Annotated in this window: 11 protein-coding genes; 6 read left to right on the plus strand and 5 right to left on the minus strand. The window is 69.3% G+C overall.

The features are described 5' to 3' along the window. Window positions 1–4 precede the first annotated feature (4 nt). Window positions 5–1,270: a flavodoxin-dependent (E)-4-hydroxy-3-methylbut-2-enyl-diphosphate synthase gene (gene ispG, locus ASD72_RS14120; protein WP_056880577.1), complete on the minus strand. Its 1,266-nt coding sequence runs from the start codon at window positions 1,268–1,270 to the stop codon at window positions 5–7. A gap of 83 nt (window positions 1,271–1,353) precedes the next feature. On the opposite strand from ispG, the gene ASD72_RS14125 reads away from it, so the two are divergent. Then, window positions 1,354–2,589, plus strand: a complete 1,236-nt coding sequence (locus ASD72_RS14125) for an ATP-binding protein (protein ID WP_056880578.1) — start codon at window positions 1,354–1,356, stop codon at window positions 2,587–2,589. Window positions 2,590–2,602: 13 nt separating this feature from the next. Beyond that, entirely contained in the window at window positions 2,603–3,157 is a 555-nt protein-coding gene (locus ASD72_RS14130; protein ID WP_056880579.1) for a response regulator transcription factor, read from the plus strand. A gap of 3 nt (window positions 3,158–3,160) precedes the next feature. Here ASD72_RS14130 and ASD72_RS14135 read toward each other — a convergent pair whose 3' ends face one another. Continuing rightward, entirely contained in the window at window positions 3,161–3,847 is a 687-nt protein-coding gene (locus ASD72_RS14135) for a hypothetical protein (protein ID WP_056880580.1), read from the minus strand. 98 nt (window positions 3,848–3,945) lie between these two features. Next, on the minus strand, window positions 3,946–6,147 hold the full coding sequence (locus ASD72_RS14140; RefSeq protein ID WP_056880581.1) for a TonB-dependent receptor: 2,202 nt from the start codon (window positions 6,145–6,147) through the stop codon (window positions 3,946–3,948). A 180-nt stretch (window positions 6,148–6,327) separates the two neighbouring features. Here ASD72_RS14140 and ASD72_RS21530 point away from each other — a divergent pair, with 180 nt between their 5' ends. Continuing rightward, window positions 6,328–6,636 (plus strand): hypothetical protein, encoded by a 309-nt coding sequence (locus ASD72_RS21530; RefSeq protein ID WP_235578016.1) that lies wholly within the window; start codon window positions 6,328–6,330, stop codon window positions 6,634–6,636. 46 nt (window positions 6,637–6,682) lie between these two features. On the opposite strand, the gene ASD72_RS14150 is transcribed toward ASD72_RS21530, so the two are convergent. Further along, window positions 6,683–7,957 (minus strand): sialidase family protein, encoded by a 1,275-nt coding sequence (locus ASD72_RS14150; protein WP_155944652.1) that lies wholly within the window; start codon window positions 7,955–7,957, stop codon window positions 6,683–6,685. Between the two features lie 118 nt (window positions 7,958–8,075). On the opposite strand from ASD72_RS14150, the gene xseA reads away from it, so the two are divergent. From xseA to ASD72_RS14165, 3 genes are all read left to right on the plus strand, one after another. After that, the gene (gene xseA, locus ASD72_RS14155; protein ID WP_056880715.1) at window positions 8,076–9,437 is read left to right on the plus strand and encodes an exodeoxyribonuclease VII large subunit; all 1,362 of its coding nucleotides are present in this window, start codon (window positions 8,076–8,078) and stop codon (window positions 9,435–9,437) included. An 87-nt stretch (window positions 9,438–9,524) separates the two neighbouring features. Next, on the plus strand, window positions 9,525–11,306 hold the full coding sequence (locus ASD72_RS14160) for a VWA domain-containing protein (RefSeq protein ID WP_056880584.1): 1,782 nt from the start codon (window positions 9,525–9,527) through the stop codon (window positions 11,304–11,306). A gap of 20 nt (window positions 11,307–11,326) precedes the next feature. Continuing rightward, window positions 11,327–11,743: a hypothetical protein gene (locus ASD72_RS14165; RefSeq protein WP_056880585.1), complete on the plus strand. Its 417-nt coding sequence runs from the start codon at window positions 11,327–11,329 to the stop codon at window positions 11,741–11,743. Between the two features lie 18 nt (window positions 11,744–11,761). Here ASD72_RS14165 and ASD72_RS14170 read toward each other — a convergent pair whose 3' ends face one another. Beyond that, window positions 11,762–14,668, minus strand: coding sequence for an EAL domain-containing protein (locus tag ASD72_RS14170; protein WP_056880586.1), 2,907 nt, complete (start codon window positions 14,666–14,668; stop codon window positions 11,762–11,764). Window positions 14,669–14,838 lie beyond the last annotated feature (170 nt).

The raw sequence follows: 14,838 nt of genomic DNA on the forward strand, positions 1-14,838 counted from the left end.
CCTGTCAGCCGGTGACACGCGCGTACTTGGCCTCGACGTACTCGTCGATCAGCGCGACGAACTCGTGGGCGATGTTCTCGCCGCGCAGGGTGATCTTCTTCTCGCCATCGACGAACACCGGCGCTGCCGGCGCCTCGCCGGTACCCGGCAGCGAAATGCCGATATTGGCGTGGCGCGATTCGCCCGGCCCGTTCACCACGCAGCCCATCACCGCCAGGGTCATGTTCTCCGCACCGGGATGGGTCACCTTCCACTCCGGCATCTTGCCGCGCACGTGTTCCTGCACGACCTTGGCCAACTCCTGGAAGAACTCGGACGTGGTGCGGCCGCAGCCCGGGCAGGCGGTGACCATCGGCGTGAACGCGCGCAGGCCGGTGGTCTGCAGCAGCTCCTGCGCGACGATCACTTCCTGCGTCCGCGACTGGCCGGGTTCCGGCGTCAGCGAGATGCGGATGGTGTCGCCGATACCTTCCTGCAGCAGCACGGCCAATGCGGCGCTAGACGCGACGATGCCCTTGCTGCCGATGCCGGCTTCGGTCAGGCCCAGGTGCAGGGCGAAATCGGTGCGGCTGGCCATGTCGCGGTACACGGCGATCAGTTCCTGCACGCCGCTGACCTTGGCCGAGAGCACGATGCGATCACGCGGCAGGCCGATCTCGACGGCGCGTTCGGCCGAATCCACCGCGGAGCGGATCAGCGCCTCGCGCAGCACGCGGCCGGCGTCCCACGGCGTTTCGCGCGTATGGTTCTCGTCCATCAACTGCGCCGCGAGCGCCTGGTCCAGCGAGCCCCAGTTGGCGCCGATGCGGACCGGCTTGCCGTAGCGGATCGCGAACTCGATCAACTGGGCGAACTGGGTGTCCTTCTTCTTGCCGAAGCCGACATTGCCCGGATTGATGCGGTACTTGGCCAGCGCTTCGGCGCAGGCCGGCTCGCCCGCCAGCAGTTGGTGGCCGTTGTAGTGGAAGTCGCCGATCAGCGGCACCGAGACGCCCATCATCTCCAGCTTTTCGCGGATGCGCGGGATGGCGGCGGCGGATTCGGGGTTGTTGACGGTCAGCCGGACCATTTCCGAGCCGGCGCGCCAGAGTTCGGCTACCTGCTTCACGCTGCCGGCGATGTCGGCGGTGTCGGTGTTGGTCATCGACTGCACCACCACCGGGCGGCCGCCGCCGACGACGGCGTTGCCGATCTGGACGGCCTGGGTGATGCGGCGCGGCCAGGGCGCGGCGTCGGTGGGGGGCGTGGGGCGGGTGACGGCGTCGTGCATGCCGCCATTGTAGCGTGGGCACCCCGCCGCCCTGCGACGCCATGCCGCAGGCCCCGCACGCGCGCTTGCTCTAGCATGTACCGATGCCGAATACCCTCCTGACCACCACGCCATCGTTCCTGCGCACCCTGTGCAACCTGCGCTGGGTGGCGATCGTCGGCCAGGCGGTGACGGTGCTGGTGGCACTGGGGCCGCTGGGCATCGCCCTGCCCCGCTGGCCGCTCTGGGGCGGCATCGTGGCCCTGGCGCTGTTCAACCTCTACGCCACCTGGCGCAGCCACCGGCCCGGTGAGGAAACGCCGGCCGAGGCCTTCACCCACATGCTGGTGGACGTGGCCGTGCTGTCCTGGCTGGTGGCCTGGAGCGGCGGCATCGGCAACCCGTTCAGCTCGATGTTCCTGCTGCTGATCGCCGTTTCGTCGCTCGCGCTGCCGCTGCGCTGGGTGCTGGCCACCGGCGTGGCCTGCCTGCTGGGCTACATCCTGACCGCCGTGTTCGGCCGTCCGCTGCCGCACCTGCATGGCGACAATTTCAACGTGCACCTCTGGGGCATGGCGGTGAACTTCGTCCTCTCCGCGGGCGTGGTGCTTTACTTCTCCACGCGCCTGGTCGCCGCGCTGCGCCTGCGCGAACAGGAACTGGCGCGCCTGCGCGAACGCTTCGCGCGCAACGAGGGCATCGTCGCGCTGGCCACGCACGCCGCCGCGGTCGCGCACGAGCTCAACACACCGTTGGCGACGATGACGCTGCTGACCGAGGACATCCGCGAGCACGCGAGCGAACCCGACATCCGCGAGGACGCCGGCACGATGCGCCAGCTGATCGACCTGTGCCGCGATCGCGTGCGCGCGCTCGCCGCGTCCGCGGACATGGGCGTGCACCAGCGCGTGGACCTGGACGGCGTCGTGGAGCGCTGGCAGCTGATCCGCCCGACGGTGGAACTGCAGCGTACCGGCGCGCTCCCGCCGTGGCTGGCCACCGACGCTTCCACCGGCCACCTGCTGCAGGCCTTGTTGAACAACGCCGCCGATGCCAGCCGCCAGGCCGGTTCGCAGCGCGTGGACCTGGACCTGCGCTGCGAAGGCGACGAGCTGGTCGGCACCGTGCGCGATTACGGTAACGGTTTCCACGAGGCGCTGCCGTTCCAGTCCGAACAACTCTTCCGCACCAGCAAGCCCGAGGGCATGGGCGTGGGCCTGGCCCTGTCGCATGCCACGATCGAGCGGCTGGGCGGGCGCATGACCATGCGCGCCGTGCCGCCCAAGGGCGTGCAGGTGCAATTCCGCCTGCCGGTGGCAGGCCACGACGAAACACCCTGACGCGAGGTTCCGGATGAAAGGCCTGCTGGTGGACGACGACGAACTCTATGCCCGCACGCTGCAGCGCAGCCTGGCGCGCAAGGGCATCGAGACCCAGATCGCGCTGGACGCGCCGAGCGCGCTGGCGCGGGCGCGCGAATTCCAGCCTGATTTCGCCCTGGTCGACCTGAAGCTCGGCAGCGATTCCGGCCTGGCCCTGATCGAACCGCTGCGCGGCATCCGCGCCGATATGCAGATCCTGCTCGTCACCGGCTACGCCAGCGTCGCCACCGCGGTGGAATCGATCAAGCGCGGCGCCGACGACTACCTGCCCAAGCCCGCCACGGTGCCGACGATCCTGCGTGCGCTGGGACTCGAAACGCCGGCCACGCCGCTCGACGACGCCGATGCGGCCGAAGACACCATGACGCCGCTCAGCCGGCTGGAGTGGGAACACATCCAGCAGGCGCTCGCCGAGACCGAAGGCAATATCTCCGCCGCGGCACGCCTGCTGGGCATGCACCGCCGCTCGCTGCAGCGCAAGCTGGCCAAGCGGCCAGGGCCCGAGCGCCGCTGGGTCGACGAGTAGCCGTCAGCCGGGCGGATCGCGGTCCGGATCTGCGGCAAGCCCTGCGCCGAGCCCCATGCCGGCGCCGGCGCCCATGCCCGCACCCATGCCGCCCGCACCGCCACCGGCGCGGGCCCCGCCGCCCTGGCGATCTTCGCCTTTGCCGCCCTCGCCCTTCCCCTTGGTGGCCACCGGTCGCGCCGGTCCTTGCCGTGGAATGGCGAGGCCGGACGGAACGGGTTCCAGGTCGAGCACGCTGCGGATGAAGTCGCGCAGCGACACCACCAGCGCATCCGTGTGGATGGGTTTCCCCGCGGCAAGATCGGTGGCGGCCTGCGCCGCCAGCCGTACCTGCTCATCGGTGCCCAGCAGGATGATGTCCGACAAGGCCGCTTCGACCGCATCGCGGATGCGCCGACCGCGATCGCTTCCGTTGTCGTCCTCGCCGCCTTCATCGCGCATCCGCTGTCGCAACTCGCGCAAATGGGTGGGATCGACCTCCAGATCGCCGGTGAACGAACCACCCAGTGTCTTGTAGGCCGCGATCAGCGTGCGCAGCCGTTCGTTGATCTGGCGATTCTCGCGCGCACGCCGCTCCTGCACGGTCTGCATGACCAGCAGGCGGATACCGACACCGATCAGCGTGATCAGCGCCAAGCCCGCCAGCGTGGTCAACAGGCCCTGCCACGAACTGAAATCCAGACCCCGCATGCGGCGCTCCCTCGATGGATGGCGATGGCATCCATCCTATCCAACGAAGGGAAGGCCGGCGCGAAGGCCACGCCGGCCGGCATGCGCGGGCGACAGGATCAGAATCGCTTGCGCAACACGACCTCCCAGCTGCGCGGATCGCCCAGGTACACCATCGTGCTGCCCAGCGCGTACACCACGTGGGTGCGATCGCCGAGATTGCGACCGCGCACGCTCAGGTCGGTGCTGTCGTTCCAGGCGAAATCCAGATGCGCGCCCCAGGTGGCGTATCCGGCGGTGGACAAGGTGTTGGCGGCATTGGCGTAGCGCGACGAGACCCCGCGCAGGTCGATGCCGGCGCTCCAGCGCGGACCGAAGGCATAGTCCACCCACACGTTGCCGACACGGGAGGGTGTGTTGGCGGGCCGGTTTCCGGCGCGCGACACCGGCGATCCACCAACGTTCTCGAAAAAGTCGTCCAGCGTCGCATCGACCCAGGCCAGATTGCCCTCGACGGTAATCGCTTCCGATGGGCGCCAGCCGAACGAGGCCTCCACGCCGCGAGCGGACTGCCGGCCGACCGGCAGCGTCTGGCCGGGATTGGCGGGATCGGTGATCGCCACGTTGCGGCGCACGATGCGATACGCCGCCAGCGTGGCGAAACTGCGCCCATCGCGCGATTGCAGCTTCGTTCCGATTTCGCCCTGGCGCCCCGTCGTGAGGTCGAAGTCGCGCAGCGTGGCGAAGTTCGCGGTACTGAGGATGCCGGCCGGCGGATCCGCCGCGGTGCTGTATTGCGCGTAGACGCTGGCTTGCGGCGTGAGCGCCCAGTTCAATGCGGCGCGGCCCGTCGTGGGCGTGTAGGTACGCTCGAAGCGCGCGGGATTGGTAGCCGTCACCGCACGATGGTTCGCCACGTCCAGCACGATGCGGTCGCGGCGCAGGCCCGTCAGCAGCGACAGCGAAGGCGTCAGGCGGGTGAGGCTTTCCATGTAGGCCGCCTGCGTGTGCAGCCGGTTCGTGCGGTCCGGCGTATGCACGAGGGACGCACCCGGCACATCGAGGAACTGCCCCGGCGTCACCGCAGCCAGCGGCACCGTATCGACCGTGGCCGACAGCGACAGCGGGAAGCGCGTCTGCCGGTTGTAGCTGGCATCCAGGCCGGTGGCCCATTGCGTGGGCAGGCCGAACAGCATGCCTTCATGGATCCATTCCAACCGGTTGCCGTAGAGCTGCTGGTCGTGCCGCTGCAACAACGCGCCGGAACGGATCACGCCATCGTTGCCGGGCGCCAGGCGGTAGCTTTCCACGTTGCGGTAGTCGCGCAATGCATCGTAGTGGTAGACGGTATTGCGCACGGTATCGCGCTCGCCCGGCGTCCACTCCAGCAGCGAACGCGCCCATAGCACGTCCTGTCCGTAGTGACCGTCGGCGACGTTGTAGTTGCGGCCGACCGTCTCCGGCAACACCGACAGGCGCCCGGACGCCGGCTGGCGCACGGGCGTACCCCAATAAGGACGATGATCCTCCTCCCGTTGGGATTCCACGGCCAGCGTGTGGCGCAGCGTGGGCGCCAGTTGCACCAGCCAGGAGGCGGCCACCGTCGATGCCTCGCGCGCCTGTCCGTCGACCCAGCTCTCACCGTCGCGTGCGCTCGCATCCAGCCGGATCGCCTGCCGCGCATCGTCGCCACCGATGCGCAGGTTGGCGCCCATGGCCAGCGTGCCGTCGTGGAACGACCCCCACGCTGCCTGCACCGCCGCTTCATCGCGATCCAGCCTCGCCAGGCGGGTGACGTAGTTGAGGGTGCCGCCGACCGCGCCGGCGCCGTAGAGAAAGCTCGAAGGCCCACCGATGGCTTCCACCCGTTCGTATTGCCACGCATCCACGGGGCGCGCGGCGATGCTGGCGTACTGCACGTCGATACCGTTGAACAGTTGGGTGATCTGGCTGCCGGAAAAGCCGCGATAGGTGACCGCGTTGCCGTTGCCGGGCGGCGATGCCACGGTCAGGCCAGGGATGCCGGCCAGCGCTTCCTGCGTGGTGCGCACGCCGCGCGCCTCCAGCGTGTCGCGGTCGATCACGGTGACCGAGGCGGGCGTCTCCATGACGCTGAGCGACAGTCGCGTGCCGGTACCGGCGGCCTGCTCGAGCCCGGCCTTCCGGCCTTTGACTTCGACGGTATCGAGTTGGGTGGCGCGCGATCCGTCGGGCAGCACGATGCTGTCAGCGGCATGGGCGAGGAAGGGAAACGACAGGGCCGCGGCAACCGCCACGGACAGGCGCGACGCACGCAGCGACGCGCAGGAAGACAGGGACATGGAAACTCCAAAGCACAAGGACGCGGCGCACGGGCCGCACGTTCAACGGAAAGTCTTGTGGTTCAGAGCGAAAGCGGTGGTCCCTGACCACCCAGGCCGCGCAGGCGCGTGGATCGGATGAAGGGAGGTGCGGAGGGAGGCACCCATCTGCCCGCGGGCAGTCGCGGAAGCCGCAGCGCGATGCAGAGCAACAGCAAAGGCAGGGCCGCCGCCAGCGTGCAGTACGCGCAGTCCGCGCCCATCGGCATGCCAGGGGGCGATGGCGCCTTCTCGATCGGCGAACTCCCGGTCGGCGATCCGGCGCGGGTATCGACCCATGTCATGCCGCCGGTGGTGCACAGCTCGGTCCAGCCCGCGAGCACCTGCGTGCCGGCGCTGGCCACCCAGCGCGTGACCGACGGCGCGAACGCCATCAGCAGCGCGGCCAGCATGGCCAACCGCAGCATCGGGCGGAGGAAGGAAGACGAGCGGATCACCGCCGCATGGTAGCCGGTGATCCGGATGGACCCGCTGCGACCCGATGTCGCAGCCATCCTCAGCGCGCGAACACCACGCGCGCACCGCGCACAAGCGGAGCTCCATCGGCCACATCGGTCCAGGCCAGCCAGGCGGCGCCATGAGCCCATTGCAGGCGTGGAATGCCACTCGCCCGCCCGCGCGCCACCAGCGTGGCCACGTCGCTGCGCCTTGGGTCGCCCCACGTCGCGTCGTAGCGCGTCAGCACAAGGCGCTGGCCGGCGTCATCGGCTTCTTCCAGCCAGCTGACCAGCAGATGCCCGTCGCCTCGCGCGAGCCCCAGCCTGCCCAGCACCTGCGGGCCCTTCGCGAGCGTGACGGGCGCGCTGAACGTGTCGCCGGCATCCGGCGAATGCGCGGCGCGTAGTTCGGGCATGCCACCGGCTTCGGTGTACCAGGCCACCCAGACCGACGCGCCGTCGGCCACGACCACGGGGCCGTTCACGGGACAGCCGGCGATCTCCCACCCGTCCGCGTGGACGTCGCGCGGCGATGTCCACGCGCGCCCATCGAAGCGCACGATGCGGGTATCACGGATCTCACCGGGAGTGCGGCCCCGATAGACCACCACCGTGCCGCGATCCGTCACGGCAGACGACGTGGTGCAGCAATCGCAGGTCGATGCGTCCAGCGACCACTCGGCCTGCTGCACCGCTGCGGCGTCGAACAGCGCCGCGCGCAGCATCATCGCGCCCCCTCCGTGGCCATCGTGGTGCGCATGGCTGTCGCCCGGCGTCTTTTGCCGGCTGTCCAGCCAGGCCATGCCCAAGCGATCGCCGCCCTGCGGCCAGAACGTCACGAAGCCGTTGTCGCCCAGCTTCGCGGTGGGCGGCACCAATGTCGGCGCGTTCCAGGTGGTGCCACCATCGGAGGAACGCACCAGGTCGATGCCGTAGTCCATGCGCGACGGCCCCGTGCTGCGCAACCAGTGCGCCCACAGCGATCCGTCCGCCAACGCGAAGACATGCGGCGTGTCGGCCCAGTTGACGAACCAGCCCGATCCTTCGGCGATGGTGCGCGGCGGCGCCCAGGTTCCTTCACGCCCGGCCAGACGACTGAAGCGCAGGCGATGGCCGGCCTCGCCCATCGGCTCCACCCAGCTCAGCAACAGCGAACCGTCGGGCATGGACGCCAGGTCCGGCTGCGCCGCACCGGCGGGCGACGGCATGGTGTGCATGTCCACCACCGGCGCCGGATCGGCGTTCGCCGCAGGCGGCGTGTCGGCGGATTCACACGCGGCGAGCGTGGCAAGGACGATCGCCAACACGGGCAACCACCAGCGCGGTACGGGCATGTGGACGACTCCGGCCATCGGGACCCCGGCATTCCACCACGGAACGTGTCCCGGCGACCGCGACCGCATGTCGCAGGCCTTCGCGGCGCCGGCCGGCGCCACCGTTTATCCTTCCAGCATGACCGACACCGCCCGCGACATCCTCACGCCCAGCCAGCTGAACGCGCTGGCGCGCAACCTGCTGGAGGACACCTTCCCGCTGATCTGGGTGGAAGGCGAGCTGGGCAACGTCACGCGGCCGGCATCGGGGCACCTGTACTTCACCCTCAAGGACGCGCGCGCGCAGGTGAAGTGCGCCATGTTCAAGCCCAAGAGCCAGTGGCTGAAGTTCGCGCCGCGCGAAGGCCTGCGCGTGCTCGCGCGCGGACGGCTGACGCTTTACGAAGCGCGCGGCGACTATCAGTTGGTCGTCGACCACATGGAAGAAGCCGGCGAAGGCGCGCTGCGGCGCGCGTTCGAGGAATTGAAGGCGAAGCTCACCGCCGAGGGCCTGTTCGACGCCGACCGGAAGCGCCCGCTACCCGCGCATGTGCGGCGCCTTGCCGTGCTCACGTCGCCGACCGGCGCCGCCGTGCGTGACGTCCTGAGCGTCCTGCAACGGCGCTACCCGTTGCTGGAGGTCGACGTGCTGCCCGTGCAGGTGCAGGGCGAAACGGCCGCGGCGCAGATCGTCGACATGCTGCAGCGCGCGGGGCGCAGCGGCCGCTATGACGTCCTGCTGGTCACCCGCGGCGGCGGTTCGCTGGAAGATCTCTGGGCGTTCAACGACGAACGCCTGGCGCGCGCGATCGCCGCTTCGCCGGTGCCGGTGGTATCCGCCGTCGGCCACGAAACCGACTTCAGCCTGGCCGACTTCGCCGCCGACCTGCGCGCGCCCACGCCATCGGTCGCCGCGGAACTGCTGGTGCCGGATCGCCGCGACCTGCTCGCACGCGTGGGCATGCTCAACAACCGGCTGGCGGGCACGCACGTCCACCGCCTGCGCAACGCCATGCAACGCGCCGATCGCGCGGCGCTGCGCTTGAACGCACAACGCCCGCAGGCACGCTTGGCCATGCTCGGCCAACGTCAGGACGCCGCCGTGCGACGCCTGCATGCACTGTGGCAGGCGCGCCGGGCCGGTCATCTGGCGAGCCTGCGGCACGCCGAAGCGATCCTGCGTGCGCATGCCCCGCAGCGCCGCCTCGAACAGTTGCGCGCGCGCCTGCTCGCCCTTGCGCCACGCCCGCAGGCGTTGGTGGCCCGCACGCTGCAACGCGACGCCCTGCGCCTGCACGCCCTCGCCCGCTCACTGGAAGCCGTCAGCCCACTGGCCACCGTGGCACGCGGCTACGCACTGGTGACGAAGGAGGATGGGACGCTGGTGCGGTCGGTGGCGCAGGTGCAGGCAGGTGACCGGGTATCGGCGCGCATCGCCGACGGCCATGTGTCGCTCCAGGTCACGTCCACGCACACGACGCCCGCATCGGAAGACACCTGATGAGCCGGGCGGCCGGCGCTCACCCCGCTTAACCCCACTCCCCAACCCCGCGCGTTCGACCTTCCGTCCCACACACGGAGTCACGCCATGTCGCACCGCCGCCTGACCTTCACCCTGCTCGCCGTCGCCATCCTGGCCGGCTGCAAGTCCAGTCCCACCGCCCAACACGGGCCCGCCGAAGAAGCCGCGCTGGCCGCCGCCACCGCAGCGGATGCCGCCGCCGCGAGCGCGGACGCCGAGCGCCGCGAGCGCAGCACACTCGACAGCGTCGTCGTCACCGGCGCGCGGCTTTCGCGGCAGGACAAGGCCGCAGCAGCGGCCCCGCCAGCGTATGCCTACGCACCGCCGCCGCCCGCGCCGGCGTCCGTGGGTTATCTCCGCAGCAATGCCATCGGTGACGCAATCGCCTATCCGCAGGCGCAGCCCGCCGACACCGAGAAATACGCCGAGCGCGACGACAATCCGGTGCGGCGTACGCTGGACGAGCCCGTCTCGACGTTCTCCGTCGACGTGGATACCGGCAGCTACAGCAACGTGCGCCGGATGCTGCGCGACGGCCAGCGGCCGCCGGCCGATGCGGTCCGCGCCGAAGAGTTCATCAACTACTTCCGCTACGGCCATGCCGCGCCCACGGATCGCAGCCGCCCGTTCCGCGTGACCACCGAACTGGCGCCCGCGCCGTGGAACGCCAAGCGCCAGGTGCTGATGGTCGGCATCAAGGGCTACGACGTGCCGAAGGCGACGCTGCCAGCGTCCAATCTGGTCTTCCTGCTCGACACGTCCGGCTCGATGGAATCGCCGGACAAACTGCCGCTGCTGAAGCAGTCCTTCGCCCAGCTGGTGCCGCAGCTGCGCGCGCAGGACCGCGTCAGCATCGTGGTCTATGCAGGCTCCGCCGGCCTGGTGCTGCCGCCCACGCCCGGCGACCGCCACGACGAGATCCTCGCCGCACTGGATCGCCTGCAGGCCGGCGGCAGCACCAACGGCGGCGACGGCATCCGCCTGGCGTATGCGATGGCCAAGCAGGCCTACGTCCCGAATGGCGTCAACCGCGTGATCCTGGCCACCGATGGCGACTTCAACGTGGGCACTGTCAGCCAGGACGCGCTGGAAACGATGGTGGCGGACCAGCGCAAGTCGGGCATCGCGCTGACCACGCTGGGTTTCGGCACCGGCAACTACAACGATGCCCTGGCCGAGAAGCTGGCCGACGTGGGCGATGGCAACCATGCCTACATCGATACGCTGCAGGAAGGCCGCAAGGTGCTGGTGGAGGAAATGCAGTCCACCCTGCTGACCATCGCGCGCGACGTGAAGATCCAGGTGGAGTTCAATCCGGCCGTAGTCGCGGAGTACCGGTTGATCGGGTACGAAAACCGCGTGCTGGCGAACGAGGACTTCGCCAACGACAAGGTGGACGCCGGCGACATCGGTGCCGGGCATGAGGTGACGGCCCTGTACGAAATCACGCCGGTCGGTTCCGGCGTGGATCGCCTGCCGGCGCTGCGTTACGGCGGCAAGACCGCGGTGGCCGACGCGGGCACCGGTGAGGTCGCCCACCTGCGCCTGCGCTACAAACTGCCCGGCCAGGACGCCAGCCGCCTGATCGAAGCACCGATCGCACGCGATTCGCTGACGACGCAACCTACCGACGCGTTCCGCTTCGCTACCGCCGTGGCCGCCTATGCGGACCTGCTGCGCGGTGGACAGCGCATCGACGGCTGGGCATGGAACGACGTAGCGCGCACCGCCCGTGCTTCAACGGGGCGCGATCCCTACGGACTGAAAGCTGAGTTCGTCGGCATGATCGACCAGGCGCATCGCCTGGTCGCCCAGCAGACGGATGCGCCGGCGATTGCGGTGGATTGAGTCTGGCGGGGCGGGGCCGCATGCTCGGCCCCGCCGGAGCGAGCGCCATGCGCGTAGGTCGGATCATGCTGGGGGTACTGCTTGCCCTTCCCGGCACAGCGTTTGCCGAAAGCTGTGGAACGGCCGTCACCCTCGTCAACAACCGGTCCTATTCGGTCACCGTGACGATGAAGACCTTCTACATGGATCGCGACCTCGCTGCTCCCGCGCCCGATGACTTCGCCACGCCTGTCCCGACCTGGGAGGTACCGCCTTATTTCTCCAGGCTCCTCGATGTCGAGGTCGCTGCAGGACAATCCAAATCCGTCTCGCTACGACGTCTGTGTACGGGCGATTTCTGGCTCAACTGGCGCGAGCAGCCGACCGGTGGAAAGCCAGGTTCGTCAGGACAGTTGAGGCGCCCTAGCTACAACACGCCCATCCACATCGGTGGATAAGTCTCCGCAAGCGTAGGCTTATGCGATGTCGGTGGTCGCCACGGCCATCTGTGCCGCCGGACGACCCAGCAGGTAGCCCTGCCCCAGATGGCAGCCCAGCTCCACGAGCGACTGGCGCTGCTCTTCGGTTTCCACGCCTTCGGCGATGGTTTCGATGCCCAGCGTGCCGGCCAGTGCGAGGATCGCGCGCACCAATGCCAGGCTTTCTGGCCGCGCTTCGTTGCCCAGCCCGGAGACGAAACTGCGGTCGATCTTGAGCACCGAGATCGGGAACCGGTGCAGGTAGGACAATGCCGAGAAGCCGGTGCCGAAGTCGTCCAGCTGCGCCAGGATGCCGTGCTGACGCAGCGTGCGCAGGATGCGCAACGTCCGGGGCGCGTCATCCAGCAGCGCGACCTCGGTGATCTCCAGCCGCAGCTGCGACGGGTCGGCCCCCTGGGTCTCGAACATGGCCAACAGGCGATCGGCGAAATCAGGCGAACGGAAGTGCCGCGGCGACACGTTGACCGAGATGTAGCCCTCCACGCCACGCGCGATCTGCCGCACGACCTGTTCGTAAAGCAACCAGTCGACCTGTTCGATCAGCCCGCTGTCCTCGCCCAGCCCGATGAACTCCGCCGGCAGCAGCAGGCCGCGACGCTCGTGCTGCCAGCGCAGCAGCGCTTCGTGTCCGATCACGCGACCGTCGTCCATCCGGCGAATGGGTTGGTAGAACGGCAGGAAGTCGCGGTTGATGATGGCGCGGCGCAGGTCGGCTTCCAGATCCAGGCTCTGCATCGCCGCCTCGCGCATCGCCTCGTCGAACAGCGCGGAGCGGTCGCGCCCCTGCTCCTTCGCCCGATACATCGCCGCGTCGGCGTCGCGCAACAGCTCCTCGCCGTTGCGGTAGCGCGGATGCCAGATGGCGATGCCGAGACTGGCGGACGGAAAAAGCTCGCGCCCCGCCACCCACATCGGCCGTCCCAGCACCGACAGCAGGCGCTGGGCGAAATCGCGCACGTTCTCCACGCCATCGGCGTACTCGACCAGCAGCGCGAACTCGTCGCCGCCAAGCCGCGCGACCACGTCGTCCCCGCGCACGCTCATGGTGATGCGGCGTGCGACTTCCACCAGCAGTTCGTCGCCGGCCGCGTGGCCCATGCTGTCGTTGACCAGCTTGAAGCGGTCCAGGTCGAGGAACAGCACCGCGAATGCCTGGCCGTCGCCGTGGCGCGCGCGTTCGATCGCCGCCGACAGCCGGTCGAGCAGGTGCGGCCGGTTGGGCAGGCCGGTCAACGCATCGTGCGTGGCCTGGTAGGTGAGCTGCTGTTCGGCGCGCAAGCGCTCGCTGATCTGCCCGCGCAGCTGGTGGTTGGCTTCGTTGAGCTCGCGGGTGCGTTCTTCTACCCGACGCTCGAGGTCGGCATGCGCGCTGCGCAGGCGATCCTGCGTGAGCTGGCGATCCAGGCCGTTGCCGATGTGGTGGGCGACGAACGTCAGCAGGTTCTGGTCGTGCGACGTGAACTTCACTTCATCGGAGTAACTCTGGACCACCACCGTGCCGACGACGTCCTCACCACGGAACAGCGGCACGCCCAGCCAACTGTGGGCGGGCGGGCCATGCTGCAGTACCTTGCCCGCCTCGGCGAGTTGCCCGATCACCTCGCGGTCGGCGAGCAGCGGACGCCCGGTGGCGACGACGTACTCCGTCAGGCCGTTGGTCATCCGCCGCGCCTTGCGCATCGGGTCGCGTTCGTCGATCGAGTACGGGAAGTTCAGCTCCTCGCCATCGTCCGAGATCAGCGCGATGTAGAAGTTGCGGGCGTTGATCAGCTCGTCCACCACCACGTGGACGTCGGCGTAGAAGCGCTCCAGGCTCTCGGAGGTGATCGCCAGCTCGGTGATGCGGAACAGCGCGCGCTGCAGCTTTTCGGCGCGCTTGCGCTCCATGATCTCCGCCTGCAACTCGCGGTTGGCGCGCTGCAGTTCGTGGGTGCGCACCGCCACGCGGTGCTCCAGCTCCACGTGGGCGTGCTTGCGGTCCAGCGCGGTCAGGATGTGCTGGGCCACGTAGCCGAGCAACGCGCGGTCTTCGTCGGCATAGCTGGCGGGCGTGTCGTAGCTCTGCACGACGATGGCGCCGCAGACGCGGTCGTCGCGCCGCATCGGCACGCCCAGCCAGTCCAGGCTGTCGGGGCCGTGCGATGGATCGCGGACGACGCCCAGCTTCTGCCGGATCACCGCCGAGGGACCGCGCAGCGGCTGGCCGTGGCGCAGCAGCGCGAAGGTCATGCTGTTGGCCATTTCCTCTTCGCCGAACTCGCGCTCCGGCTCGGCGATGTACGGGTCGCGCTGGTCCGCGAAGTACAGGAAGCGGACCGTGCGTCGCTGGTCGTCGTAGAGGACGATGTAGCAGTTCTCCGCATACATCAGCGAGTTCACCACCGCGTGGATGCGGCGGAGCATTTCCGGCATCTCGAGATCGGCACCCGCCAGGTCGGCGATCTCGTACAGCGCCTGCTGCAGCCGCTTGGATTTCTCCAGCGAGACGATGCGCGCCTGCGCGCGCGACGCATCCAGCGTGGTCACCAGCAGGGTGCGGGCCAGCAGCAGCCAGGATTCTTCTTCGACCGTCGACAGCGGACCGGGCAACGCCACCGCGAGGGCGACCCGCGCGTTGCCGTCGGCGTTGTCCCAGGCATGCACGCGCAGCTCCGGGCCGTCGTGCTCGACGACGGTCTCGGCCAGCGCATGCTCGGCACGGCGTCGCAGCATGGCGGAGGCCCCCGGCGTGGCGCCGGCCCCGTTGCCCAGCGCCCAGTCCCGCCAGCAGACCGCCAGCTCGGCACCCGCCGGCAGCAGCCCACGCAGGATCGACGCGATCCGCTCTGCGGGCGACGCGGGCGTGCTGGCCGGATTGTCTGCGCTGACCGATGGCGTAGGCATGACCGTGTCCCGACAGAGACGGTGCGTGTATCTGGATATCCCCCGGGCGAGCATACCGCCTGCCGACCCCTGAACGGAAACCGCCGGGCAACCCCATCCCGACCCGCTATGCGTTCACCCCTTGCGTGTGCCAGACCTTCGCCAGCGCCATCGCCGTCTTCGCCGACCCC

This window comes from Pseudoxanthomonas sp. Root630 (genome assembly GCF_001427585.1).
GTDB lineage: Bacteria > Pseudomonadota > Gammaproteobacteria > Xanthomonadales > Xanthomonadaceae > Pseudoxanthomonas_A.